Origin of the sequence: Mesorhizobium sp. B4-1-4 (assembly GCF_006439395.2) — a bacterium.
In the GTDB taxonomy this organism is placed as follows: domain Bacteria; phylum Pseudomonadota; class Alphaproteobacteria; order Rhizobiales; family Rhizobiaceae; genus Mesorhizobium.
This window is the reverse complement of sequence record NZ_CP083950.1, coordinates 2,433,631-2,455,889: the sequence shown is the minus strand read 5'-3', so window position 1 is coordinate 2,455,889 and position 22,259 is coordinate 2,433,631. Positions and strand designations below refer to the sequence as shown.

17 protein-coding genes and 1 pseudogene are annotated in these 22,259 nt (G+C 64.4%); 11 read left to right on the top strand and 7 right to left on the bottom strand.

Features of this window, described 5'->3' with window-relative positions:
• The first annotated feature begins 173 nt into the window (after positions 1 to 173).
• From FJW03_RS11945 to FJW03_RS11930, 4 genes are all read left to right on the top strand, one after another.
• Entirely contained in the window at positions 174 to 2,585 is a 2,412-nt protein-coding gene (locus tag FJW03_RS11945; protein WP_140765228.1) for a GcvT family protein, read from the top strand.
• Between the two features lie 12 nt (positions 2,586 to 2,597).
• A complete protein-coding gene (locus FJW03_RS11940; protein WP_140765230.1) occupies positions 2,598 to 4,151 on the top strand; it encodes a trimethylamine methyltransferase family protein in 1,554 nt (517 codons plus the stop codon).
• A 101-nt stretch (positions 4,152 to 4,252) separates the two neighbouring features.
• Positions 4,253 to 5,008 (top strand): DUF4239 domain-containing protein, encoded by a 756-nt coding sequence (locus tag FJW03_RS11935; protein WP_140765232.1) that lies wholly within the window; start codon positions 4,253 to 4,255, stop codon positions 5,006 to 5,008.
• Positions 5,009 to 5,062: 54 nt separating this feature from the next.
• A complete protein-coding gene (locus FJW03_RS11930) occupies positions 5,063 to 5,377 on the top strand; it encodes a hypothetical protein (RefSeq protein WP_140765234.1) in 315 nt (104 codons plus the stop codon).
• Positions 5,378 to 5,407: 30 nt separating this feature from the next.
• Here the strand turns inward: FJW03_RS11930 and FJW03_RS11925 are convergent, their stop codons facing one another.
• Positions 5,408 to 8,089, bottom strand: a complete 2,682-nt coding sequence (locus tag FJW03_RS11925) for an ATP-dependent helicase (RefSeq protein ID WP_140765235.1) — start codon at positions 8,087 to 8,089, stop codon at positions 5,408 to 5,410.
• Between the two features lie 80 nt (positions 8,090 to 8,169).
• The gene (locus FJW03_RS11920; RefSeq protein ID WP_226890749.1) at positions 8,170 to 8,550 is read right to left on the bottom strand and encodes a hypothetical protein; all 381 of its coding nucleotides are present in this window, start codon (positions 8,548 to 8,550) and stop codon (positions 8,170 to 8,172) included.
• Between FJW03_RS11920 and FJW03_RS11915 the strand changes: the two genes are divergently transcribed.
• On the top strand, positions 8,537 to 10,852 hold the full coding sequence (locus tag FJW03_RS11915) for a glucose/quinate/shikimate family membrane-bound PQQ-dependent dehydrogenase (RefSeq protein WP_140765237.1): 2,316 nt from the start codon (positions 8,537 to 8,539) through the stop codon (positions 10,850 to 10,852). The genes FJW03_RS11920 and FJW03_RS11915 overlap by 14 nt on opposite strands.
• A gap of 154 nt (positions 10,853 to 11,006) precedes the next feature.
• Here the strand turns inward: FJW03_RS11915 and FJW03_RS11910 are convergent, their stop codons facing one another.
• Both FJW03_RS11910 and FJW03_RS11905 read right to left on the bottom strand, forming a co-directional pair.
• On the bottom strand, positions 11,007 to 11,441 hold the full coding sequence (locus tag FJW03_RS11910) for a hypothetical protein (RefSeq protein WP_140607970.1): 435 nt from the start codon (positions 11,439 to 11,441) through the stop codon (positions 11,007 to 11,009).
• Positions 11,442 to 11,456: 15 nt separating this feature from the next.
• Positions 11,457 to 11,606 carry a hypothetical protein gene (locus FJW03_RS11905; RefSeq protein ID WP_181173272.1) on the bottom strand — a complete coding sequence of 50 codons (150 nt, stop codon included), beginning with the start codon at positions 11,604 to 11,606 and terminating at the stop codon, positions 11,457 to 11,459.
• Positions 11,607 to 11,858: 252 nt separating this feature from the next.
• On the opposite strand from FJW03_RS11905, the gene FJW03_RS11900 reads away from it, so the two are divergent.
• Complete coding sequence (locus FJW03_RS11900; protein WP_140765239.1) at positions 11,859 to 12,755, top strand: dienelactone hydrolase family protein; 897 nt, start codon at positions 11,859 to 11,861, stop codon at positions 12,753 to 12,755.
• 25 nt (positions 12,756 to 12,780) lie between these two features.
• Here the strand turns inward: FJW03_RS11900 and FJW03_RS11895 are convergent, their stop codons facing one another.
• Complete coding sequence (locus tag FJW03_RS11895) at positions 12,781 to 13,692, bottom strand: EamA family transporter (RefSeq protein ID WP_140765241.1); 912 nt, start codon at positions 13,690 to 13,692, stop codon at positions 12,781 to 12,783.
• A gap of 89 nt (positions 13,693 to 13,781) precedes the next feature.
• Between FJW03_RS11895 and FJW03_RS11890 the strand changes: the two genes are divergently transcribed.
• On the top strand, positions 13,782 to 14,261 hold the full coding sequence (locus FJW03_RS11890; protein ID WP_140765243.1) for an Lrp/AsnC family transcriptional regulator: 480 nt from the start codon (positions 13,782 to 13,784) through the stop codon (positions 14,259 to 14,261).
• Positions 14,262 to 14,337: 76 nt separating this feature from the next.
• Here the strand turns inward: FJW03_RS11890 and FJW03_RS11885 are convergent, their stop codons facing one another.
• Both FJW03_RS11885 and FJW03_RS11880 read right to left on the bottom strand, forming a co-directional pair.
• On the bottom strand, positions 14,338 to 14,535 hold the full coding sequence (locus FJW03_RS11885; protein ID WP_013894716.1) for a hypothetical protein: 198 nt from the start codon (positions 14,533 to 14,535) through the stop codon (positions 14,338 to 14,340).
• 263 nt (positions 14,536 to 14,798) lie between these two features.
• Complete coding sequence (locus FJW03_RS11880) at positions 14,799 to 15,278, bottom strand: thioesterase family protein (RefSeq protein ID WP_140765245.1); 480 nt, start codon at positions 15,276 to 15,278, stop codon at positions 14,799 to 14,801.
• Between the two features lie 102 nt (positions 15,279 to 15,380).
• On the opposite strand from FJW03_RS11880, the pseudogene FJW03_RS11875 reads away from it, so the two are divergent.
• The 4 genes and pseudogenes from FJW03_RS11875 to FJW03_RS11860 all read left to right on the top strand — a co-directional run bounded on the left by FJW03_RS11875 (position 15,381) and on the right by FJW03_RS11860 (position 22,225).
• Positions 15,381 to 16,800, top strand: a pseudogene (locus FJW03_RS11875) (FAD-binding oxidoreductase).
• A complete protein-coding gene (locus FJW03_RS11870) occupies positions 16,801 to 17,337 on the top strand; it encodes a hypothetical protein (protein ID WP_140765247.1) in 537 nt (178 codons plus the stop codon).
• Positions 17,338 to 17,449: 112 nt separating this feature from the next.
• Positions 17,450 to 17,971: a hypothetical protein gene (locus FJW03_RS11865; RefSeq protein WP_140765249.1), complete on the top strand. Its 522-nt coding sequence runs from the start codon at positions 17,450 to 17,452 to the stop codon at positions 17,969 to 17,971.
• Between the two features lie 270 nt (positions 17,972 to 18,241).
• Entirely contained in the window at positions 18,242 to 22,225 is a 3,984-nt protein-coding gene (locus FJW03_RS11860; RefSeq protein WP_140765251.1) for an AsmA-like C-terminal region-containing protein, read from the top strand.
• Positions 22,226 to 22,259 lie beyond the last annotated feature (34 nt).

Here is a 22,259-nt window from a genome sequence, read left to right as displayed (position 1 = left end):
GTGAACATGATGCTGGCGTGACAGCGGGCGGCGCATCCCTGCCGGCGTTTCATGCACCGATGAAAGGCGGGATAGCGCGAGAGGCTTGATCTGCATCGGGCGCATTCAGCGTACTAGACACTTATGTCCAGTGCGTATATGGTGCCGGCTTCGGACAGATCGGAGGGAAGGCCTTGAAGCCGCATTATCGCGCAGTGGTCATCGGAGGTGGGGTGGTCGGCGCTTCGGTGCTCTACCATCTGACGCGGTTCGGCTGGCCGGATGTGGCGCTGATCGAGCGTGCCGAGCTGACCGCGGGCTCTACCTGGCACGCCGCGGCCGGTTTCCATGCGCTCAACGCCGATCCCAACGTCGCGGCGCTGCAGGATTACACCATCAACCTCTACCGCGAGATCGAGGCCGAATCCGGCCAGGAAATCGGCCTGCACATGACCGGCGGCGTCAACATCGCCAGCGATCCCGCCCGCTGGGAATGGCTGAAGTCGGCCTGGGCGGTGTTCCAGTCTGTGGGCATCGAAACCGCGCGGCTGGTGACGCCGGAAGAGATCAGGGAGATCTGCCCGATCGTCGATGTCGCCGGCGTGCTCGGCGGCCTGCACGATTCCAACGAGGGCCATCTCGATCCCTATGGCACGACGCATGCCTATGCGGGCGCCGCCAGGAAGCGCGGTGCCGACGTCATCCTGCGCAACCGTGTGGTCGAGCTGAAGTCTCGCGCCGATGGGCATTGGGACGTCGTCACCGAGCAGGGCACAATCGTCGCCGAGCATGTCGTCAATGCCGGCGGCTTGTGGGCAAAGCAGCTCGGCCGCATGGCCGGTGTCGACCTGCCGGTGACGCCGATGGAGCACCATTATTTCGTCACCGAGGATATTCCCGAGATCGCGGCGCTCGACAGGGAAATCGGCATCGCCGTCGACCTCGACGGCTTCTCCTACCTGCGCCAGGAGCGCAAGGGCGTGCTGCTCGGCGTTTACGAGCAGAATCCGAAGCACTGGAACATGGATGGCGCGCCATGGGACTACGGCATCGAACTGATCCCGGAAGACATAGACCGTATCAGCCCGGAACTCGCCAAGGCGCATGAGCGCTTCCCGTGCCTTGCAACGGCCGGCATCCGCAAATGGGTCAATGGCGCCTTTACCTTCACGCCGGACGGCAATCCGATCGTCGGACCGGTGCGCGGCTTGAAGAACTACTGGGTCGCCTGCGGCGTCATGGCCGGCTTCAGCCAGGGCGGTGGCGTCGGCAAATCGCTGGCCGAATGGATGATTTTCGGCGAGCCGCAGGCCGACATTTTCGGCATGGACATTGCCCGCTACGGCGCCTTCGCCGCCAACCGCGAATATCTCAAGCAGACGACGCGCCAGTTCTATTCGCGCCGTTTCGTCATGACCTTTCCCAATGAGCGGCTGCCAGCCGGCCGGCCTCTGAAACGCCCGGGCGCCTATGACGGCATGGCTGCCGCGGGCTGCGAATGGACGGCCTCATGGGGGCTGGAAATCCCGGCCTATTTCGCGCCGATGGGGTTTCGCGAGAACACCACGCTCAAACGTTCCAACGCCTTCGACATTGTCGGCGACGAGGCGCTGCAGGTGCGGCGTGCGGCGGGTCTCATCGATATCTCGGCCTACTCGCGGTACGAGATTTCGGGAGCTGGCGCGCAGGCGTGGCTCGACCGGCTGCTGGCGTGCAGGTTGCCAAAGCCCGGGCAGGCGCGGCTGGCGCCGATGCTCGGGCCGGACGGGCGCTTGAAGGGCGACCTCACCGTGATCAACTGGGGCGGTGGTGACTATTGGCTGATGGGCTCTTACTACCTGCGCGAATTCCACATGCGCTGGTTCGAGAGCCAGGCGCGAGAGGACGTTACGGTCACCGACATTTCGGACGCCATGAGCGGCTTCCTGCTGACGGGGCCGAATGCGCGCAAGATTCTGGAACGCACCACGCATCAGGATGTGTCGGCGGCAGCGCTGCCGTTCATGGCCTGCGGCGCGTTCGACATCGGCATGGTGCGTGCACGGGTTGCCCGCCTTTCCATTGCTGGCGAACTCGGCTTCGAGATCAGCTGCCCAGTGGCCATGCACGCGACGCTGCGCCAGACGCTGCTGGCCGCCGGCGAGGACCTTGGCCTGGTGGAGGTCGGCTACTACGCGCTCAATGCATTGCGGCTGGAGAAAAGCTTCGGCATCTGGTCACGCGAATTCACGCAAGGCTACACGCCCAGGCAGACCGGACTCGACCGCTTCATCGCTTTCGACAAGGGCGATTTCGTCGGCAGCGACGCGGCGCTGAGGGAGCGCGAGGCGGGCACCTCGCAGCGGATCGTGACGCTGGAGATCGACGCCGTCGATGCCGACGCCAGCGGCTTCGAGCCGGTGTGGCGCGACGGCCGCCGCGTCGGCTTCGTCACCTCGGGCGGCTTTGGCTACACGATCGGCAAGAGCGTCGCGTTGGCGTTGGTTGACGACGGTTTTGCCGAGGAGGGGACGACGCTTTCGGTGCACATTGTCGGCGTCGAGCGGCCGGCGCGGGTCATCGCGGCCTCGCCCTATGATCCCTCGGGCAAGGCGATGCGGCAATGAGGAGGATTTTCGATGGTCGATGACGCGGCACGAGACAGCAGGCGCGAACGCCGGCGTGGACGGACAGGCGAGGCCGGCAGCGAAAGCAGCCGCCGGCCGAATTACCGGTCGCTGAAGAACCCGTTCCTGCCGCAGCCGATCTTTTCGGATGACCAGGTCGCGGCGATCCACGACACGGCGCTGCGGGTGCTGGAAGAGCTCGGCATCAAGGTGCTGCTGCCGCAGGCGCGCGACTATTTCGCTCGCGCCGGCGCTCTGGTCGATCCGGACACCGACATGGTGCGCATCGGGCGCGACATGGTGGCGGCGGCGCTGGCCTCCGCGCCGCGATCGATCCATGCCCATGCCGGCGCGCGTGCCCGCGACCTGTCCCTCGAACTGGGTTCGATGACGTTCCTGGCCGGCTCCGGCGCGCCCAACGTCACCGACCTCGTACGGGGCCGGCGGCCCGGCACGCTCGAGGCCTTCGAGGAGTTCATCAAGATGGTGCAGCATTTCGACGTGCTGCACATGCTGGGGCCCTGCGTCGAGCCGCAGGACGTCGACAATCGTTTCCGTCACTATGCCGTCAACCGCGCGCAGCTGACGCTGTCCGACAAGTTCCCCTTCGTGTTCGCGCGCGGCACGCCGCAGGTCGATGACAGTTTCGAGATGGTCAGGCTGGCGCGCGGCCTGTCGCGGGACGAATTTCAGTCGAATGCCTGGTGCTACACCGTCATCAACACCAACTCGCCGCGCCAGCTCGACATACCGATGGCGCAAGGCATCATCGATTTCGCCAGGGCGGGCCAGGTCTCGATCATCACGCCGTTCTGCCTGGCGGGGGCGATGGCGCCGATCACGGTGGCCGGCGCGCTGGCGCTGCAGCATGCCGAAGCCCTGGCCGGCTTGACGCTGGCGCAGATCGTGCGGCCCGGCGCGCCGGTGGTCTATGGCTCCTTCTCCTCCAATGTCGACATGAAGTCCGGAGCGCCGGCCTTCGGCACGCCCGAGCACATCAAGGCGACGCTCGGCGCTGGCCAGCTGGCCCGTTTCACCGGACTTCCCTGGCGGTCCGGCGGCGGCAGTGCCGCCAACATCTCGGACGCGCAGGCGGCGCATGAGACGCAGTTCGCCTTGTGGGGCTCGGTGCTAGCCGGCGCCACCGTCTGCATCCACGCGGCCGGCTGGCTGGAGGGAGGCTTGAGCGTCTCGCTGGAGAAGCTGGTCACCGATGTCGAAGCCCTGCAGACGATCGCCGAACTTTGCGCTGCGACGCCCGGCGACAGCGATTCCATCGGCTTCGAGGCGATTGCCGAGGTTCAGCCGGGGGGCCATTTCTTCTCGGCTGGCCATACCATGGCGCGCTACCGCACCGCCTTCTACGAGCCGCTGGTGGCCGACTGGTCGAACTTCGGCAACTGGACACAAAGCGGATCAAAGACCGCCACGGAACGCGCCACAGGCATATGGAAACGCATCCTCGCCGATTTCGAGCCGCCGGCGACGGCGGTGGCCACGTCGGGCGCGCTTGACGAGTTCATCGCGCGGCGCACCGAGGAAGGCGGAGCAGCACCGGTGTCGTAAGACACCAGAGATACGAGAAACGCCTGACGGAGTCGCAACTTTCGCTGTGTGACCAGTGTCTTGCCATTGGCAATTGGCGCATGCCGTGCAGAAATGAGCGGATGCGCGAAGCGTTGATCGCATTGGTGATCTTCCTATGCCTTGTGGCGGCGGCGTTCGCCAGCATGGCGATCTGGCCGACATTGCCGGCCAAACATCGCGACGACGATACGAACACCGTGGTTCGGCTCACCGCCAATCTGTTCGGGGTCATGACGTCGCTGATGCTCGGACTGATGATCAACTCGGCCAGGAACACCTACGAATCGATCGACCGCAACGTGCACGCCTATGCGACCGAAATGATCCTTCTCGACCGGTCGCTCCGCCAATACGGGCCTGAGACCGACGTGGTGCGCCAGCCTCTTGACATCTATGTGCAGCGCGTGACGCGTCAGGACTCGCCGACCCATGAAACGCCAATCGACGCCAACCGGCTATCGGAGCACCTGCTCATTGAGATCGGCAATAGGCTGAGTGCGCCGATACCGGCGGATGACGCGCATAGCGCCTTGCTGCAAGATGCCCGCCAGCATCTGCAGAAGGTGACGGAACTACGTTGGGTTCTGATCGAGCAGTCGGAGAGTACGATCCCCGTGGCGCTGATTGTGATGCTGGTTGCCTGGCTGGTGCTGATCTTCGCCGGTTTCGGCTTCAGGGCACCGCGAAACGCGATCACCATCGGCACCTACGTGGTGTCGGCAGCCATGATTGCCGGGGCGATCTACCTGATCTTCGACATGGATCTGGCATTTTCCGGCCCGATCCAAATATCGACGGCACCGCTGGAGAGGGCGCTGACCGAATTGCAACGATGATGCGGAACCGGCGCCGTTCCCGGGCATTCACTGGGACTAACCACGGAGGACGACATGGGTTTCGACCAGTATCACGAACCGCCAGAAGAACTGTCGCAGCAGGTGCGGACCTTCGCCCGCATGATTACCTCGCTGATCGAGGAGGCGGAAGCGATCAGCTGGTACGAACAGCGCATGTCGGTGGAAAAAGACCCTCAAGCCAAGGCGATCATGCAGAACGCCCAGAGCGAGGAATTCAAGCATTTCGGCATGGATCTCGAATTCCTGCTGCGCCAGAAGCAGGACTGGCGGGCGGAACTGAAGGAAATCCTGTTCACGACGGGCGATATCGTGAAGGCCGGCGAGCGGGGCGAGAAGAAGGTGGACTGAGGGGCTACGGCCAGACCGGGCTGGTAGAACTCACACCGCCGCGACGAACCCGTCCAGCACGCGTTTCTGGCCGGCCTTGTCGAAGTCGATGGTCAGCTTGTTGCCTTCGATGGCCGAAATGTTGCCGTTGCCGAATTTCTGGTGGAAGACACGGTCGCCGACGCTGAAGGGCGACGGCTTGTCGGCGACGGATTTGGCGACCAGTTCGCCGTCGATGGTGCGGCCTTTCACGCTCGTGCGGCCGGCGCCGTAGCCGGAATCGGTCTCGCCATAGCCGATGCGCTCGACCTGATGACCGGAGCGCGTGCCCCAGTTGCGGTCGGTCGCCTCGGTGCGGTTGGCCTGGGCGCGCTGCCAGCCGGGCGTCGAGTAGGTGTTGGAGAAGGCGCCGGATTTTTCCGTGCCGCTGGCGTTGCCGCCGATATTGTCGAAGCGCGAGGCGCCGTAGGGATTCTGCCTTCCTGCCCCTTTGCCGCCACGGCCCGACGCGAAGGAACCGCCGCCATAGGGATTGCCGTAGCCGCCATAGGAGTTGCCGGCTTCGGCGATCTCGACATGGGCTTCCGGCAGTTCCTCAAGGAAGCGCGACGGGATGGTCGATTGCCACAGGCCATGGATGAGGCGGTTGGAGACGAACCAGAGGTGCAGGTTCTTCTTGGCCCGTGTCAGGCCGACATAGGCCAGCCGCCGCTCTTCCTCCAGCCCGGAGCGGCCGCCCTCGTCGAGCGCGCGTTGATGGGGAAAGAGGCCTTCCTCCCAGCCGGGCAGGAAGACGGTCTCGAATTCGAGGCCCTTGGCCGAATGCAGCGTCATGATGCTGACGGCGTCCTGGTCGGCATTCTGCTCGGCATCCATGACCAGCGCGACATGTTCGAGGAAGGAGCGCAGCGACTCGTACTCCTCCATCGAGCGGATCAGTTCCTTGAGGTTCTCCAACCGGCCGGGCGCCTCGACCGAACGGTCGTTCTTCCACATGTCGGTGTAGCCGCTCTCTTCGAGAATGGTCTCGGCAAGCTCGGTGTGCGGCTTGTTTTCCAGCGCCTTCTGCCAGCGTTCGAAATTGGCGGCCACTTCGCGCAAAGCGGCGCGGGGCTTCGGCTTCAGCTCGTCGCTTTCGGCCAAAGTCGCCGCAGCCTCCAGCATCGGGATGCGCAGCGCGCGCGCCGTGTCATGGATCTGGCGGATGGTGGCCTCGCCGAGTCCCCGCTTGGGGACGTTGACGATACGCTCGAAGGCAAGGTCGTCGGTACCATTGGCAACGACGCGGAAGAAGGCCAGCGCGTCGCGGATTTCCATGCGCTCGTAGAAGCGCGGACCGCCGATGACGCGGTAATTGAGACCGAGCGTGATGAAGCGGTCTTCGAAGGCGCGCATCTGGAAGGAGGCGCGGACCAGGATCGCCATATCGTTGAGATTGTGCTTCTGACGCTGGTAGGCCTCGATGGTCTCGCCGATGGCGCGGGCTTCCTCCTCGGAATCCCAGGCCGCGTGCACATTGACCTTGCCGTCCTCGGGATCGTCACGGTCGGTGAACAGCGTCTTGCCGAAGCGGCCCTCATTGTGGGCGATGAGGTGGGAGGCGGCGCCGAGGATATGCGCGGTCGAGCGGTAGTTGCGCTCCAGCCGGATGATGGTGGCGCCGGGAAAATCCTTGTCGAAGCGCAGGATGTTGTCGACCTCGGCGCCGCGCCAGCCGTAGATGGACTGGTCGTCGTCGCCGACGCAGCAGATGTTGACTTTGTTATCGCTCACGGGCTGTTCCGCGCCTGCCGGCGCGGGCCCTCCGCGCGGGCCTCGCAACGGCTCGGACGCCCGGTCGGGCTTGCGGCCCTCGGCCGATTGGAGATCGCTTGTCGGGGGTGTGCGCGAAACCTGCGGCCTTTGCGCCAACAGGCGCAGCCACATGTACTGGGCTGTGTTGGTGTCCTGGTATTCGTCGACGAGGATGTATTTGAAGCGCTTGTGGTATTCCTTCAGCACGTCCGGATTGGCGCGGAAGATGCGTATCGGGTGGCAGAGCAGGTCGCCGAAATCGCAGGCGTTCAGCGTCCGCAGCCGCTCCTGATAGGCCTTGTAGAGTTCGCGGCCCTTGCCATTGGCGAAGCTGCGCGCGTCGCCCTCGGCGATATCGGCCGGACCTTGCCCCTTGTTCTTCCAGCCGTCGATCATCTGGGCGAACTGTTTGGCCGGCCAGCGCTTGTCGTCCAGGCCTTCGGCCTGGATCAACTGCTTGATCAGCCGCACGACGTCGTCCGTGTCGAGAATGGTGAAATCGGAACGCAACCCCGCGAGTTCGGCGTGACGGCGCAGCAGCTTCACGCCGATCGAATGGAAGGTGCCGAGCCAGGGCATGCCCTCGACATTGCCTTCGCCGATCAGGATGCCGATGCGCTGCTTCATCTCGCGCGCGGCCTTGTTGGTGAAGGTCACGGCCAGGATCTGCGACGGGAAGGCCTTGCCGGTTGCGAGGATGTGGGCGATGCGGGTGGTCAGGACGCGCGTCTTGCCGGTACCGGCGCCGGCCAGCACCAGAACCGGGCCCTCGGTGGTTTCCACCGCCAGCCGCTGCTCGGGGTTCAATCCCCTGAGATAGTCGGGCGCGTTGTTATGACCGCCGCGGGCGGCCATGGCGCGCGCGGCAATGCCCGACGGGGCCGAGGGCCGCGCATTGGGTTCGTCGAAAAAGGGCATGTCTTCGGAAAAGCCGGACATCTCCCCCGAATGTAGTGATTCGGTGGCGAAAGACCAGAACTGTCTACGTTTTGTTCCCGGTAAAGTGCCGAGAACGCCGCTCAGGCCTTGCGGTAGCCGAGAGCGACGAAAAATCGCTGCCCTAGCGCACGCGCCTCGTCGGTTATCGCCGCGCCCAGAGCGACCTGCATCTGGTCGTAATAGTGGCTACCGGCAGGTGAGGCCAGGAAAGCTTCGTAAAGGCCGAGATCATCAAGCGACAAGTCGCGACACGCGAAAGCAGTATTTTCCATGATCCGCTTTTCGGCTTTCTCGCGAATGTTACCGGCCTGCTTATGGCAAGATGGATTGCCACCTTGGCGTGTGGGCCAGCTTGACAGGCGGAGCGGGTGAGGGAAAGCTGAACAAAGGGCAGGGACATTGCCCATGGCCGCCTCACTGGCGAGCAACAGTCGAAGGAGTATCATCTTGGCTGTCACCATCACCTCCCTCATCCTCTTCCTCATCGGCCTGGCGCTCGGCGCGGGCGGCATCTGGTTGGCTTCGCTGGGCGGCAGTTGGTATTACATCATTGCAGGCCTCGCCTTCCTGATCACCGCCTGGCTGCTCTACCGACGCCGGACCACCTCCCTGTGGCTTTACGCGGCGATCGTGCTCTGCACTTTGGCCTGGGCGGTCTGGGAAACCGGCTTCGACTGGTGGGAACTCGGCCCGCGCGGCGGCATCATCGTGCTGGTGGCGCTGTGGCTTCTGACGCCCTGGGCGAGGCGCGGCCTTGCCGGGCCTGACGGGCGCGCGCCGCTGATCCTGGCCGTGCTGGCATCGCTGGCGGTGGCCGGCTATTCGATGACCGCGGACCCGAAGGACATCGGCGGCGCGCTCGACACCGACAAGGTGATCCCCAATGCCAATCTTGGCGGCGACGTGCCGGCCGGCGAGTGGCACTTCTATGGCCGCACGCAGTTCGGCCAGCGTTACTCGCCGCTCGATCAGATCACACCGGACAATGTCGCCAATCTGCAGCCGGCCTGGACCTACCGCACCGGCGATGTGAAGGGGCCGGACGATGTCGGCGAGACCACCTATCAGGTGACGCCGCTTAAGATCGGCGACACGCTCTACATCTGCACGCCGCACAATTTCGCCATCGCCATCGATGCGGCGACCGGCAAGGAGAAATGGCGCTACGACCCCAAGATCAAGCTCGACAAGGACCGCCAGCACCAGACATGTCGCGGCGTGTCCTACTATGCCGATGCCGCCGGGGCCGTCGGCCAGCCTTGCGCAAGCCGTGTCTACCTGCCGACGTCGGATGCGCGGCTGATCGCGCTCGACGCCGCCAATGGGCAGGTTTGTCCGGCCTTCGCCGAGGGCGGCACGCTCAACCTCTTGACCGGCATGCCTTACCCGAAGTCGGGCTATTACTATTCGACCTCGGCACCGCTGATCGCGGGCGGCAAGATCATCGTCGGCGGCGCCGTCAACGACAATTATTCGACGCAGGAGCCGTCCGGCGTCATCCGCGCCTATGATGCGAGCACCGGCAAATTGCTGTGGAACTGGGATTCCGGCAATCCGGATCAGACCACGCCGCTGCCGGCCGGCCAGACCTACACCGCCAACTCGCCCAACATGTGGTCGACGCCGAGCGCCGACGAGAAGCTCGGCCTGCTCTATGTGCCGCTCGGCAACCAGACTCCCGACCAGCTCGGCGCCGGGCGCAGCGCCAATGTCGAGAAATTCTCCTCCTCTATCACCGCGCTCGACCTCAACACCGGGCAGTTGAAATGGGTGCGGCAGACCGTGCACCACGACCTCTGGGACATGGACGTGCCGGCGCAGCCGAGCCTGATCGACATCACCAAGGGCGACGGGACAGTGGTGCCGGCGCTGGTCGGGCCGACCAAGCAGGGCGACCTCTATGTGCTCGACCGGCGTACCGGCGAACCGATGATACCGGTCAAGGAAATGCCGGCGCCCGGTGGCGCCATCGAAGGCGACCACACATCGCCGACGCAGCCGGCATCGGGCCTCTCCTTCAACCCGCCGCCGCTGACCGATGCCGATATGTGGGGCATCACCATGTTCGATCAGCTGGCGTGCCGGATTGCCTTCCACAAATTGCGCTATGAAGGCCGCTACACGCCGCCCTCCCTACAGGGATCGCTGATCTATCCCGGCAATTTCGGTGTCTTCAACTGGGGCGGGGTCGCCGTGGACCCGGTGCGGCAGGTGATATTCGGCATGCCGACCTACCTGGCGTTCACATCCAGACTTATTCCTCGCGCCGACGTGCCGCCGCCGGGCGACGCGAAGGGCAGCGAGCAGGGCCTGAACCGCAATGAGGGCGCTCCCTACGCGGTGGTTATGGGACCGTTCCTGTCGCCGCTCGGCATTCCCTGCCAGGCGCCGCCCTGGGGCTATGTCGCCGGCGTCGATCTGAGGACCGGCGCGATCGCCTATAAGCACCGCAACGGCACGGTCTACGACATGACGCCGCTGCCGCTGCCCTTGAGGGTCGGCGTGCCCGGTATCGGCGGGCCGATGATCACCGCTGGTGGCGTCGCCTTCCTGGGTGCCGCGGTCGACGACTATCTGCGCGCCTACGACCTGACGTCCGGCAAGCAGCTCTGGCGGGCGCGGTTGCCGGCCGGCGGGCAGTCGACGCCGATGACTTATACGGTCGCCGACGGACGCCAGTTCGTGGTCATCGTCGCCGGCGGCCATGGCTCGGTCGGCACCAAGCCCGGGGACTATGTGATGGCTTACGCGCTGCCGAAGTAAGGCAATGCTGGACGAGTGATCGATCAAGTTCTGCCGGAATTGTTGTGCAGGGATTGCGCCAGGGCTGAAATTGCACCTTCTCCCCAGTCACTCCACTGGGAGAAGGTGGCGGCAGCCGGATGAGGGCGGCGCAAAGCCTTCCGAGTCGAACGCCTTAGCCAAGCCCCAGATGGCTCTTCAGGCTCGGCACCGAGCCGAGCACCTCGTTGGTCAAATCGGGGCCGGCGGCGGCTTCGGCCTGCTGGACCAGCGTGGCGCCCGCCTTCTGGATCTGCGCCATGTCGAGGCCGGATGCCTTGAGCGCGGCGAGGCCGTTGACCAGCGCGCCCGCTTTTTCGCCGAGAACGCCGCCAAGCGCGCCCTGCAGTGAGGACAGGAAGCCGCCACCGCCGGCTGGGGCGGCGGCCATGACGTCATATTGGTGGGCAAGATCATCGGCGCCGGGGATCTTGGCGAAAAACGAGGAGGCGCTGGTGCCATCGGCCTCGTGCTCCAGCACCGAGAGGATGGTGCCGACGACTTTCTCTGTCGTCGCCTGATCGAGGCCTGCCTTTTGAGAAACGGTGTTGACGATATCCTGGACGTTCATGATCTCACCTCATCCTTAGGTTTTGGTGTTTGCCGGATGGCGCTGGCGGCTGCGAACCTTGACCATGGATTTCCAGCTCGTGGCGACAACGGTCGCGCGCATCGCCAGGATGGCGGCTGCGGCAACCATGAAGGCGGTTGCCAGGATTGGCGAGGTCATGGTCATCGGCGTGTTCTTTCAGATCGGACCATTCAGGACCGTGGCCGCCCCATGGGGCGGCCGGTTCCTCAGTTTCCCCCACTATTGTGGCAGCGCCATCAAGATTTGTCGCCGATGACCAAAACGTGATGATCGTCCCGCCGCTCGCCCATAGCCGCGCAACCGGAGTGTCACCGAGCCGTGACTGGACGATGTGAGGCTCGCCCCTATCTTGCCAACCGCAAGGCAGTCGAGGCATCGAGATCGAGGAGTGCGTCCATGACGACGACATCCGCAAACACCGGAAAACCCGTCATTACCCAGGCGATGATCGACGCCTATGACGAATACACCCATCTGACGCTCGATCGCCGGCGCTTCATGGAACAGCTGACGAGGCTTGCCGGATCGGGCGCGGCGGCGGCCGCGATCGCGCCGCTTCTGGCTGCCAATTCCGCCCAGGCGGCAATCGTCGCCGACAACGATCCTCGCATAAAAGGCGAGGACATCACCTATCCCGGCAGCGGCGGCGAAATGAAAGGCTATCTGGTCAAACCGGCAAACCAGGCCGGCAAGCTCGGCACCATCATCATCATTCATGAAAACAGGGGGCTCAACGCGCATATACGCGACGTCGCCCGGCGCGTGGCGTTGGAGGGGTTCGTGGCGCTTGCGCCGGATTTCCTGTCACCGCTCGGCGGCACACCCGCCGACGAGGACAAGGCGCGCGATATGTTCACTCAACTGGACTCCGCGCAGACCGTGGCCGACGGCGTGGCGACCGTCGCCTTCCTCAAGGCCGACAAGGACGGCAATGGCAAGGTCGGCGTCATCGGCTTCTGCTGGGGCGGGGGTATCGCGAACATGCTGGCCGTCAACGCGCCCGATCTCGCCGCCAGCGTCGCTTACTACGGCATGCAGCCAAAGGCCGCCGATGTCTCGAAGATCAAGGCCGCGTTGCTGCAGCACTATGCCGGGCTCGACAAACGCACCAATGCCGGCATCGATGCCTTCAAGAAAGAGCTCGACGCCGCCCATGTCGAGTACACGGTCTATGTCTATGAAGGCGCCAACCATGCCTTCAACAATGACACGTCGGCGGCCCGCTACGACAAGAAGGCGGCCGATCTCGCCTGGGGCAGGACTGTCGCTTTCCTCAAGCAGAAACTGGCATAGCGCGAGTGTCACGCAGCCGGCCGGGTCACCTGGCTGATGGGGCCGGCTTGTGGAAGGCAACGCCGGCCACCACCAGCGCGATGCCGAGGCAATCCCTGAGGCCGGGAACCTGGCGCAGCACGATGACGCCGATCAGCGTTGCCGTGACCGGCAGCAGCGATAGCATCAGCGCAAAGCTCGAGCGCGGCAGCCGTGACATGGCAAGCTGATCGCAGATGTAGGGAATGACCGAAGAACAGATGCCGACACCAATGGCTGCAATGAGAAGCAGCGGTGAGAAGAAGGCGGGCAGCGCGTCTCCGAGGCCGATCGGCAGCACGACGACGAAGGCGACCGTCATGGCGGCGCCGAGGCCCGCTATGCCGTCGCCCGCACCGGCGCGGGCGACGCGGTGGCCAAGAACGATGTAGCCGACAAAGAGCGCGCCGTTGAAGAAGGCCCAGAACAGCCCGACAGGATCGCTGGACCATTTGACGTCGATCAGCAGCAAGGTGCCGCTGACGGCCACGGCCAGGGCGGCCAGGTTGCGAGCGCTTCTGAGGCCGACCAGCGCGACGCCGATGGTGCCGACGAATTCGATCGCCGCCACCAGCGAGATCGGCAGTCGGTCAAGCGCCAGGTAGAACGAACAGTTCATCACCGCCAGGCAGGTGCCGAAGGCCAGCAACAGCAGGCGGGTTGGGCGATCGGCGCGGGCGAAGCTCCGCCATGGGCGCGTCAGCGGCGCAAAAATCAGCGCCGCGCTGGCGATGCGCAGCCATGCCATGCCGAGCACGCCGACATGCGGGAAAAGCAGCACGGCGAAGGCCGGTCCGAGATAGTGGAAGACGGCGCTGACACCGAACCAGACATGCGGCGGCAGTTTTGCCGCCAGGCTGCCGGGCAGGTGGCGACCGAGGGCAGGGCTGGCGGCTGAAGCTTGCGCTTGATCGTCCATCGGATCAGTATCGCAGGCGGTTTTCCCAGTTTATATGGAGAATGGTCGATTATCTGGCCGTTTTCGTCACTAGAAGCAAGGAGATTTCAATGAAGCGCCTTCGGATTGAAAATATCGATCTTGATGCGGCGGACATGAAGATCCTGCGCCTCTTGGAAAAGGACGCACGCGCCAGCACGGCGGAGCTTGCGCGCTCGGTCGGTCTGTCGGCGCCCAGCGTCGCCGAGCGCATCAAGCGGCTGCAGGAGAACGGCGTGATCGAAGGCTATTCGGTGAGGATCAATCCCGCGGCCCTTGGGCTGAAGCTGTCGGCGTGGCTGCGCATCCGGCCGGTGCCGGGACAATTGTCCGTCGTGGCCGAGATCATTCGCGAACTGCCCGAAATCGCGCAATGCGACCGGGTGACCGGCGAGGACTGCTTCATCGCCCTGGCGCATGTCGGCTCGGTCGCCGAACTCGAACGGGTGATCGACCGCATCATCCCCTATGCGATGACGAACACGGCCATCATCCAGTCGTCGCCGGTGACCGCGCGTTCGCCTCTGGCGGCGATCCGGCGATCGCCGTGAAATAGCGCGAGGTTATCGGATGTTTCCGCGGGGCGGCTGTGACGAATGGCATCAGCCTCGGGCCGGCTCGCCGGCGTCAGGCGTGGCCGCGCTTCAGGCGGGCGCGCTTTAAAATGCTGCGCCAGCGGATCATGTCGAACGGAATCGGCTCGTTGTTATTGGCGATGTGGAAGATTTCGTTGTCGACGTTCTTGAGCGAACGCCAGAAATCATAATCCGTTATGCGCGGATCAGCGGCCAGCCTGTCCACCTCGACCTTGATGTCGGTTTTCATGCACGTCCCTCGAACCGGCTTTGCCCCGCCGCCCGTATCGCAACTCGATGCGGATCGTTTTCGACCGCTCCGCTGAGTCGTTCAACGTCTCAATTGGCTTGTTCCCGTTAAAACCTCGGTAAGGTTAACGTGGGTCCGGAGCCGCTTCAAGCACCGGTGCCAGCGGACATCAGAGGTTCGGCGATTTTGAGTTTCGGGTGTGGCTTTGAAGTCAGACCCGGGTCGCCTCGCCGTTCGGGAGTTGGACGGATATCGCCCTCGCCCTACTTGCGCTTGATGCCGATCGAGCGGCCCGCGCGCTCGGGCATGGGCAGGGCCGAATGGGCGGCGCGCATGGCTTCGATCCTGGCCAGCACATCGGCGGGGAAGGGTGCCACCTTCGGCCCCGCCATGTCGACATGCAGCGACAGGGTCTCGGACGTGGCGGCGAGCCAGCCGTCGACATGGCGGATTTCCTGGTAGGCCCTGAGCCGCTTCTCGTCATGGTCGATGAGCTGGAAGGAGACCCTGACCTTGTGGTCCAGATGCAGTTCCTGCACGTAGCAGACATGGACTTCGGCCGTGTAGATAGTGAGTCGCCGCTCTTTCACGTAATCCAGGCCCATGCCCATCGCCTCGAAGGCCTCGTCCGAACAGCGGTCGAACAGCACGTTGTAATAGGCCATGTTGAGATGGCCGTTGTAGTCGATCCAATCCTTCTCGATATCCATGGGCCTGGAGACGAAGGGGGCGGGGATGGGCATCGAAACTTCCTTGTTCTGGCGCTGGACACAGCGGGGCTGGTGAGACTACGCATCCATAATCGCATGACAAGCGTGGGCACTGGTCCATTAGCGGAGGAGTTCATGGCTCTGAGCGACCTCAATCCGGTCGAGCGCAACGAGGAAGGCATCGCGGCGGTGCTTGGCATCCTCAAGCAGCGGCTGGGCGAGCGCTTCCAGACCGGCCAGGCTATCCGCTCGCAGCATGCGCACACCACCACCTATATTCCGACGCAAGCGCCGGACGGTGTCGCTTTCCCGGAGACCACGGCCGAGGTGCAGGAGATCGTGCGCGCTTGCGCCGCGCACCGCGTGCCGGTGATTGCCTTCGGCGTCGGCTCGTCGCTGGAAGGCCATACCAACGCGCCCGGTGGCGGCATATCGGTCGATACGTCACGCATGAACCGCATCCTTGCGGTCAATCCGCCGGATCTCGACTGCACGGTCGAGCCTGGCGTGACGCGTGAGGATCTGAACCGGCATCTGCGCGACACCGGGCTGTTCTTCCCGATCGATCCGGGCGCCAATGCCTCGCTGGGCGGCATGGCGGCGACGCGGGCCTCCGGCACCAATGCGGTGCGCTACGGCACGATGCGCGAAAACGTGCTGTCGCTGACGGCGGTGATGGCAGACGGTGAGACGGTGACGACCGGCAAGCGGGCGAAGAAGAGCTCGGCCGGCTACGATCTGACGCGGCTGCTGGTCGGCTCGGAAGGCACGCTCGGCATCATCACCTCGCTGACGCTCAAGCTGCAAAGGCATTCCGCAGGCGATCTCCGGCGGTGTCTGCCCGTTTCCGAGCGTCGAGGCAGCCTGCAACGCGGTCATCGCGACCATTCAGATGGGCATTCCCGTGGCGCGCATCGAACTGGTCAACGCGCTGCAGATGCGGGCGATGAAGAATTATTCCAAGCTCGACTATCCCGAGAGCCCTTGCCTGTTCGTCGAGTTCCATGGCAGCGATGCCGGGGTCGCCGAACAGGCCGAGACTTTCGGCATGATCGCCGAAGAGAATGGCGGCGGCCCGTTCCTGTGGACCAGCGTCGCCGAGGAACGCTCCAAACTGTGGAAGGCCAGACATGACGCCTACTGGTCGTCGTTGACGCTGCGCCCGGGCGCCAAGGGGCTTTCAACCGATGTCTGCGTGCCGATCTCGCGTTTTGCCGAATGCGTCACCGAGACAGAAGCCGACATCGCCGAAATGGGATTGATCGCGCCGATCGTCGGCCATGCCGGCGACGGCAATTTTCACGTGTTGGTGCTGATGGATGTCAACGATCCCCAAGAGATCGCGTTGTCGGAAAAATTCGTCGCGCGGCTCAACATGCGGGCGATCGCCATGGACGGCACCTGCACCGGCGAGCACGGCATCGGCCAGGGCAAGATCGGCTTCCTGCGCCACGAACTCGGCCATGGTGTCGACATCATGCGCACGATCAAGCAAGCGCTCGACCCGCAAAACATCATGAATCCGGGAAAGATATTGCCTGGCGACGATCATTAGATGTCGAAAGCCGAGACTTTGCGGCCGATCGCGATGCCGCCGTCGAGCGCCGGCGCGCCGCTGCCTCATGTATTTGCGGATGAAGGCAGGCTGCTCATAGCCTACCTGGCCAACATCCCGGGCCCGTCATTCGATGGCACAAACCCGCGATCGGTTTCTGCTGCAACCGGCAACCAGACCGTCGTTATACTGGCGGCAGATCCCTATCTGGCGTTGCAATTTGGACCGCCGAACGACGAAACGATCAGTGGGCATCGGTTGCATGTATTGGGTTTGCAGCCCTATTCCGCGTTCGAAGTCGTCAATTCGTCCTGGATCGAATCTCTTGAAAGGGCAAATCGGGTTCACTCGTCCCATGCGCCGGAGCTGTTCTCCGGCTATCGGCATTTCATCCTAACGTTCCACGATTCCACACTTGAGTTCGTCGCCGCGAGTTTCTCGACCAGCCTTCATGAAGGTGCGGTCCTCGCCGCGTTGATGGAGGCCGCCGTAAATCCTGTCCCACATCGTGTCGAAGCCGGTCCGCTTTCTCGATAGGTTTTGGCGGCACGATTGTTCCGATTTGCCGTGCCTTGACGGCGCCGCCATTCAGGTCGAGGCTTCCTTTGGCAACCCTGAAAGACGGGTCTGCCGGCTGAGGAGGACTGTCATGGCCATTTCACGCAAGGAAGAAGCGCGCGCGCTGAGCGCCGATGAAAAGGAACTGGTGGAGAAATCGCACCATCCGGCGGTGCAGGACCTTTCCGACGCCGACCTTTCCGGCCTGGTCAAGCTGCTGCGGGAGCGGCGCGACAAGGCGCAGACCGAAGCTCACCGCCGTCGGCGTGAAATACGTGGCAAGGGCGCGCCCAAAGGGGCGGCCGCCTCGAAGGCCGATGGTGGTTCGCAGGTGAAGCTGGCGGTGCTGGCGATGGCCATGCGGCGGCTGAACGGCGAGGCCGAACGCCGGCGCCAACTGGCGGCTCGCGTTTCGCTGGTCGGAAATGCACGCAAGGCGCTGGCGATGAAGCAGGATGCGTCGGCGGACGGTCCCGCTCACAATTCGCGGACGGCTCACAAGGGCATGCGGGTCGTGGCCAACGAGCGGACGCCGAAGCTGGTGCGGCCGGCGGAACTTGGCCGCCAGCGCAAGGCGGGCAAGGTGGCGCAGGCGAAGCGCGACGCACGCTGAGGTTTTTTCAATTGTGACTGTCGGCCCGCCACGTTAGCGTGCAGCGGGATTTGCCTCTGCTTGCTCTGGACAAGGCCTGCGGCATCGGGCGCGTCCGCGCGGGGAATGTCGCGCTGCCCTGCGGGGTGGAGACGTCCAAAAAATCCCTGCTTTGTCCCCGATTTGTTTTCAGATCCTCCGACGCGACGCAACACTGGGTGAATTGCCTCTTTATCGACACGCGGATGCGGGTAGAGTGCGGCAGAATTTCAATCAACCCGTTCGGAGCTGATGCTCGCACGCCTGTTCGTGATCTTCGGTGGCCTTTTCGTACTGGTGCTGTGCGCTGCACTGGTGGTGCCGTACTTTGTCGACTGGACCGGCTACCGCGCCGAGTTCGAGCGCGAGGCGAGCGCCATCCTTGGCCGTAAGGTGACGGTGCAGGGCGACGCCACGGCAAGACTGTTGCCGTTCCCTTCGGTGACCTTCTCCAACGTCGCGGTCGCCGGCGGCCCCAATGGCCAGCCGGCCATGACCGTCGAGACGTTTTCGATGGATGCGGAACTGGCGCCTTTCCTGCGCGGCGAGGTGCTGATCTTCGACATGCGGCTGGTGCACCCGAAAGCGACAATCGGTATTGCCAATGACGGGACGGTCGACTGGGCGATGCGCCCGTCCACGCCCGTCAATCCCGGCCAGATCTCGATCGAGAAGCTGACGGTGACGGAGGGGCAGATCGAATTGCGCCATGCCGCCGGCGGACGCAGCCATATTTTTTCCGAGATCAACACCACCATTTCGGCCAAGTCGCTGGCCGGGCCGTGGCGCATGGATGGCACCTTGCGGCTTGACGGGTTGCGCACCAAGATCGCGGCATCGACCGGCAAGGCCGAACCTTCCGGGCAGATGCGGATCCGGCTGAAGGCCGATCCCGACGCCTATCCGCTGGTGATCGAAACCGATGGCAATGCCGGCATCGTCAATGGTGCCGCCGCCTATTCCGGCCAGTTCAAAATTTCGAGTGCCGACAAGAATGGTGCCGACAAGAATTCGGCCCAGTCGCGCGGCAGCGACGGCGAGACGGTGAAGGTCAGCGCCGGCAAGCCGGATCCCGGCTTCCGGCTGAACGGCAAATTCTCGCTCGACCACCAGAAGCTCGGTGTCGACGAATTTCGTTTCGAAACGGGTCCGCTCGACAACCCTTACACCGCCGACGGCAAGGCTTCGGTAGATCTCGGCCAGAGGCCGAGCTTCGCCATCGAGGCCAACGGCGCGCAGGTGCAGTTCGACGAGGCGGTGGGCGCCCAGGCCGGCGCCGGCCTGACGCTGGACCAGCGCATTGCCGGGCTGGAGCAGGCGCTGCTCGAACTGCCGAAGCCGACCATACCCGGCACCGTCGAGGTCAGGTTGCCCGCGGTGGTGGCCGGCGACACGACCGTGCGTGACGTCCATCTCTCCGCCGAACCCGTCGAAGGCGGCTGGTCGGTCAAATCGCTTGCCGCGACCTTGCCCGGCCGCACCACGCTGGAAGCCGACGGCATGCTCAGCGTCGAGGACCATTTCGGCTTCACCGGTTCACTCCTCTTGGCCGTCGCCCAACCTTCCGGCTTTGCCGCCTGGCTGTCGAAGGACGTCGACGAGGCGATCCGCCGTCTGCCGGCCGCCGGCTTCAAGGCCAAGGTCGATCTCTCGGAGACGCGCCAGGCCTTCAGCGATCTCGAGCTGATCCTGGGCAAGGCGAAGTTTTCCGGACGCATCGATTCCAGCCAGCCCGACGACGCCAGGCCTTCGGTGCTGATGCGGCTCGAGGGCGGAGAGCTCGATGTCGATGGGCTGGCGGCCTTCGCCTCGATCTTCGTCAGCGACAAGGGTGCCAACCGCTTTGCCGATCGCGATCTCGATTTTCAGATCAAGGCCGGGCCAGTCAGCGCCGGCGGGTTGACCGCCGACAGGGTCGACACGGCGCTCAGGCTGCGCGACGGGTTGCTTGAAGTCGACCGGCTCTCGGTTGGCGGGCTGGCCGGCGCTTCGATCAGCGCCACCGGCCGGATCAAGGATTTTGCGGCAAGCCCGACCGGCAAGCTCGATGCCTCGGTTGTCGCCGTCGACCTGAAGCCGCTGATCGACGTTGCAGCTCAGCATTATCCGGACAATGCGGTGCTGAAGGGACTGGCGAGCCGCGCCGCTGCCTATCCCGAACTTTTCCAGGACGCCCGCGTCGACCTTGTGGCGAGTGCCGCCGACAATGGCGACGGCACAACGGGGCTGGCGGTAAGCGGGCAAGGCAAGGCCGGTGGTTCGGCTTTTTCCGCATCGCTGTCGGGGAAGGGGGCGCCCGACAAACTGCTCGAAGCGCCGGTGACGCTGACCTTCAACGCCAAAAATCCCGATGCCACAACGCTGTTGGCGCTCTACGGCCTGCCGGCGCTGCCGCTCGGCATGTTGGGCGAGGCAAGCACGGATATCCAGGCCAAGGGCACATTTGGCGGCGGCCTGGCGACGAGTTTCAATCTCGCCGGCAATGACTTCAGGGCCGGCTTCGAAGGAACTGTCGCGGCGACCCCGCAGGGACCCACGGCAAAGGGCAAGATCAGCCTTGATGCCGCCGACATCGAACCTTGGCTGATGACCACAGGTATCGGTCTGCCGGGCATGGGGGCTGGCATGTCGACGTCGCTTGCGGCGCAGGGCGATTATGGCAACGGCCTGTTGGTGCTCGACAATGTCAATGGTGCCATCAACGAAGCAGCGGTCTCCGGCGACGTCAATATCGATATCAAGGACGGCGCGCCGCATCTGGCCGGCGCGCTGGTGCTCGATGAACTCGACCTCGATCCGTTGGCGGTGGCGCTGTTCGGCGATTCCGCTTTCCTTGCCGACAAGAATGGGGCCGACAAGAATGGGGCTGACAAAACCGCGAGCGACAAGCGCGGCGTGTGGCCGGCCGCGCCGTTCAGCCAGAAATCCAGCCTGCCGTTCAGCGCCGACCTCGACCTGACGACGGCGGCATTGGCAGCCGGCCCGTTAGCCACCGCCTATGGCGCCGCCTTTTCACTCAAGCTCGACAAGGAAGGCATCCGTGTCTCCGACCTCAAGGCGAAATACCTGGGTGGCGCGCTGACCGGCCTGTTCGAGTTGAAGAACAATGACGGCACCGGGCTTTTCACCGGCCAGATGAAGCTGGCGGGCGCCGATCTGGCAAACGTGTTGCCCGACGCCGGCATCAGCGGCAATGGCGATTTCTCGACGACGCTGTCGACCAGCGGCAAGTCGGTCGATGCGATGGTCGCCGCCCTGTCGGGTTCCGGCACGGCGACACTGAGGGGGGTGCAGGTCGCCGGCGTCAATCCCGATGCGTTCAGCGCGTTCCTTGCCAAGGCGGATGCCATCGGGCGCGATATCGACGCGGCCAAGACCGCCGCCTTTGCGCCTGACATTGCCGCCGATGGCAGCTTTGCCGCCAAGGATGCCGACATCGCCTTCACAATTGCCGGCGGCATGCTGAGGGCGCCGCCGATCAGTCTCGAGAATCCGGCGGCGACCCTGTCGGCCGACGTCACCGCCGATTTCAACGCCAGCACGGTTTCCGCCAAGGGCGCGATCGCCTATCGGCCCGGCGACGAGGCGCTGGTCGGCTCCGAGCCGGTCATGAATTTTACCGCCGAGGGTCCGTTCGGCGCCGTGAAGCGGCAGTTCGACAGCGAGCCGCTGGCACAGTTCCTGACCCAGCGCGCGCTGGAAAAGGAGCAGCAGCGCGTCGAAGCGATGCAGGCGGCGCTGCTGGAAAAGCAGCGCCTGCGGCGCGAGGTGCGTTATTACGCGGCGCTGCAGGACGCGCGCGACAAGGCCGCCGAGGAACTGCGCCAGCAGGAGGAAGCGGCCCGCCTGAAAGCCGAGGCGGACGCCAAGGCGAAAGCGGAGGCTGACGCGCAGGCCCAGGCTGAAGCGGATGCGAAGGCGAAAGCCGACGCGGAAGCGAAGGCCAAGGCTGATGCCGACGCCAAGGCAAAGGCCGACGCAGAAGCGCAAGCCGCTGCGGAACAGCAGGCAGCGGACGAGGCCGCCAAGGCGCAGGCTGAGCAGGAACGCCAGAAGGCGGAAGAGGCGATGCGTATCGCCTCGCAGGAAAAGGCCAGGCAAGAAGCCGAGCGCAAGGCCGCGGAACGGGCGTCCAAGGTCGAGCGTGCGCCGTTGCCCGAGGCCAACGACAACCCTCCGGCCAAGCCAAAGGCCAATCCGTTCACGATCGACAATCTGCTGAAGTCGCTGCAGTAGGGCAGTAGGGCAGTAGGGCAGTAGGGCAGTAGGG

Coding starts and splice junctions, on each gene's coding strand:
- FJW03_RS11905 (WP_181173272.1), bottom strand. CDS start 11,606: ATGACCATGACCTCGCCAATCCTGGCAACCGCCTTCATGGTTGCCGCA.
- FJW03_RS11885 (WP_013894716.1), bottom strand. CDS start 14,535: ATGAAAACCGACATCAAGGTCGAGGTGGACAGGCTGGCCGCTGATCCG.
- FJW03_RS11935 (WP_140765232.1), top strand. CDS start 4,253: ATGCGCGAAGCGTTGATCGCATTGGTGATCTTCCTATGCCTTGTGGCG.
- FJW03_RS11895 (WP_140765241.1), bottom strand. CDS start 13,692: ATGGACGATCAAGCGCAAGCTTCAGCCGCCAGCCCTGCCCTCGGTCGC.
- FJW03_RS11930 (WP_140765234.1), top strand. CDS start 5,063: ATGGGTTTCGACCAGTATCACGAACCGCCAGAAGAACTGTCGCAGCAG.
- FJW03_RS11925 (WP_140765235.1), bottom strand. CDS start 8,089: ATGTCCGGCTTTTCCGAAGACATGCCCTTTTTCGACGAACCCAATGCG.
- FJW03_RS11865 (WP_140765249.1), top strand. CDS start 17,450: ATGGCCATTTCACGCAAGGAAGAAGCGCGCGCGCTGAGCGCCGATGAA.
- FJW03_RS11870 (WP_140765247.1), top strand. CDS start 16,801: ATGTCGAAAGCCGAGACTTTGCGGCCGATCGCGATGCCGCCGTCGAGC.
- FJW03_RS11860 (WP_140765251.1), top strand. CDS start 18,242: ATGCTCGCACGCCTGTTCGTGATCTTCGGTGGCCTTTTCGTACTGGTG.
- FJW03_RS11900 (WP_140765239.1), top strand. CDS start 11,859: ATGACGACGACATCCGCAAACACCGGAAAACCCGTCATTACCCAGGCG.
- FJW03_RS11880 (WP_140765245.1), bottom strand. CDS start 15,278: ATGCCCATCCCCGCCCCCTTCGTCTCCAGGCCCATGGATATCGAGAAG.
- FJW03_RS11940 (WP_140765230.1), top strand. CDS start 2,598: ATGGTCGATGACGCGGCACGAGACAGCAGGCGCGAACGCCGGCGTGGA.
- FJW03_RS11910 (WP_140607970.1), bottom strand. CDS start 11,441: ATGAACGTCCAGGATATCGTCAACACCGTTTCTCAAAAGGCAGGCCTC.
- FJW03_RS11920 (WP_226890749.1), bottom strand. CDS start 8,550: ATGGTGACAGCCAAGATGATACTCCTTCGACTGTTGCTCGCCAGTGAG.
- FJW03_RS11890 (WP_140765243.1), top strand. CDS start 13,782: ATGAAGCGCCTTCGGATTGAAAATATCGATCTTGATGCGGCGGACATG.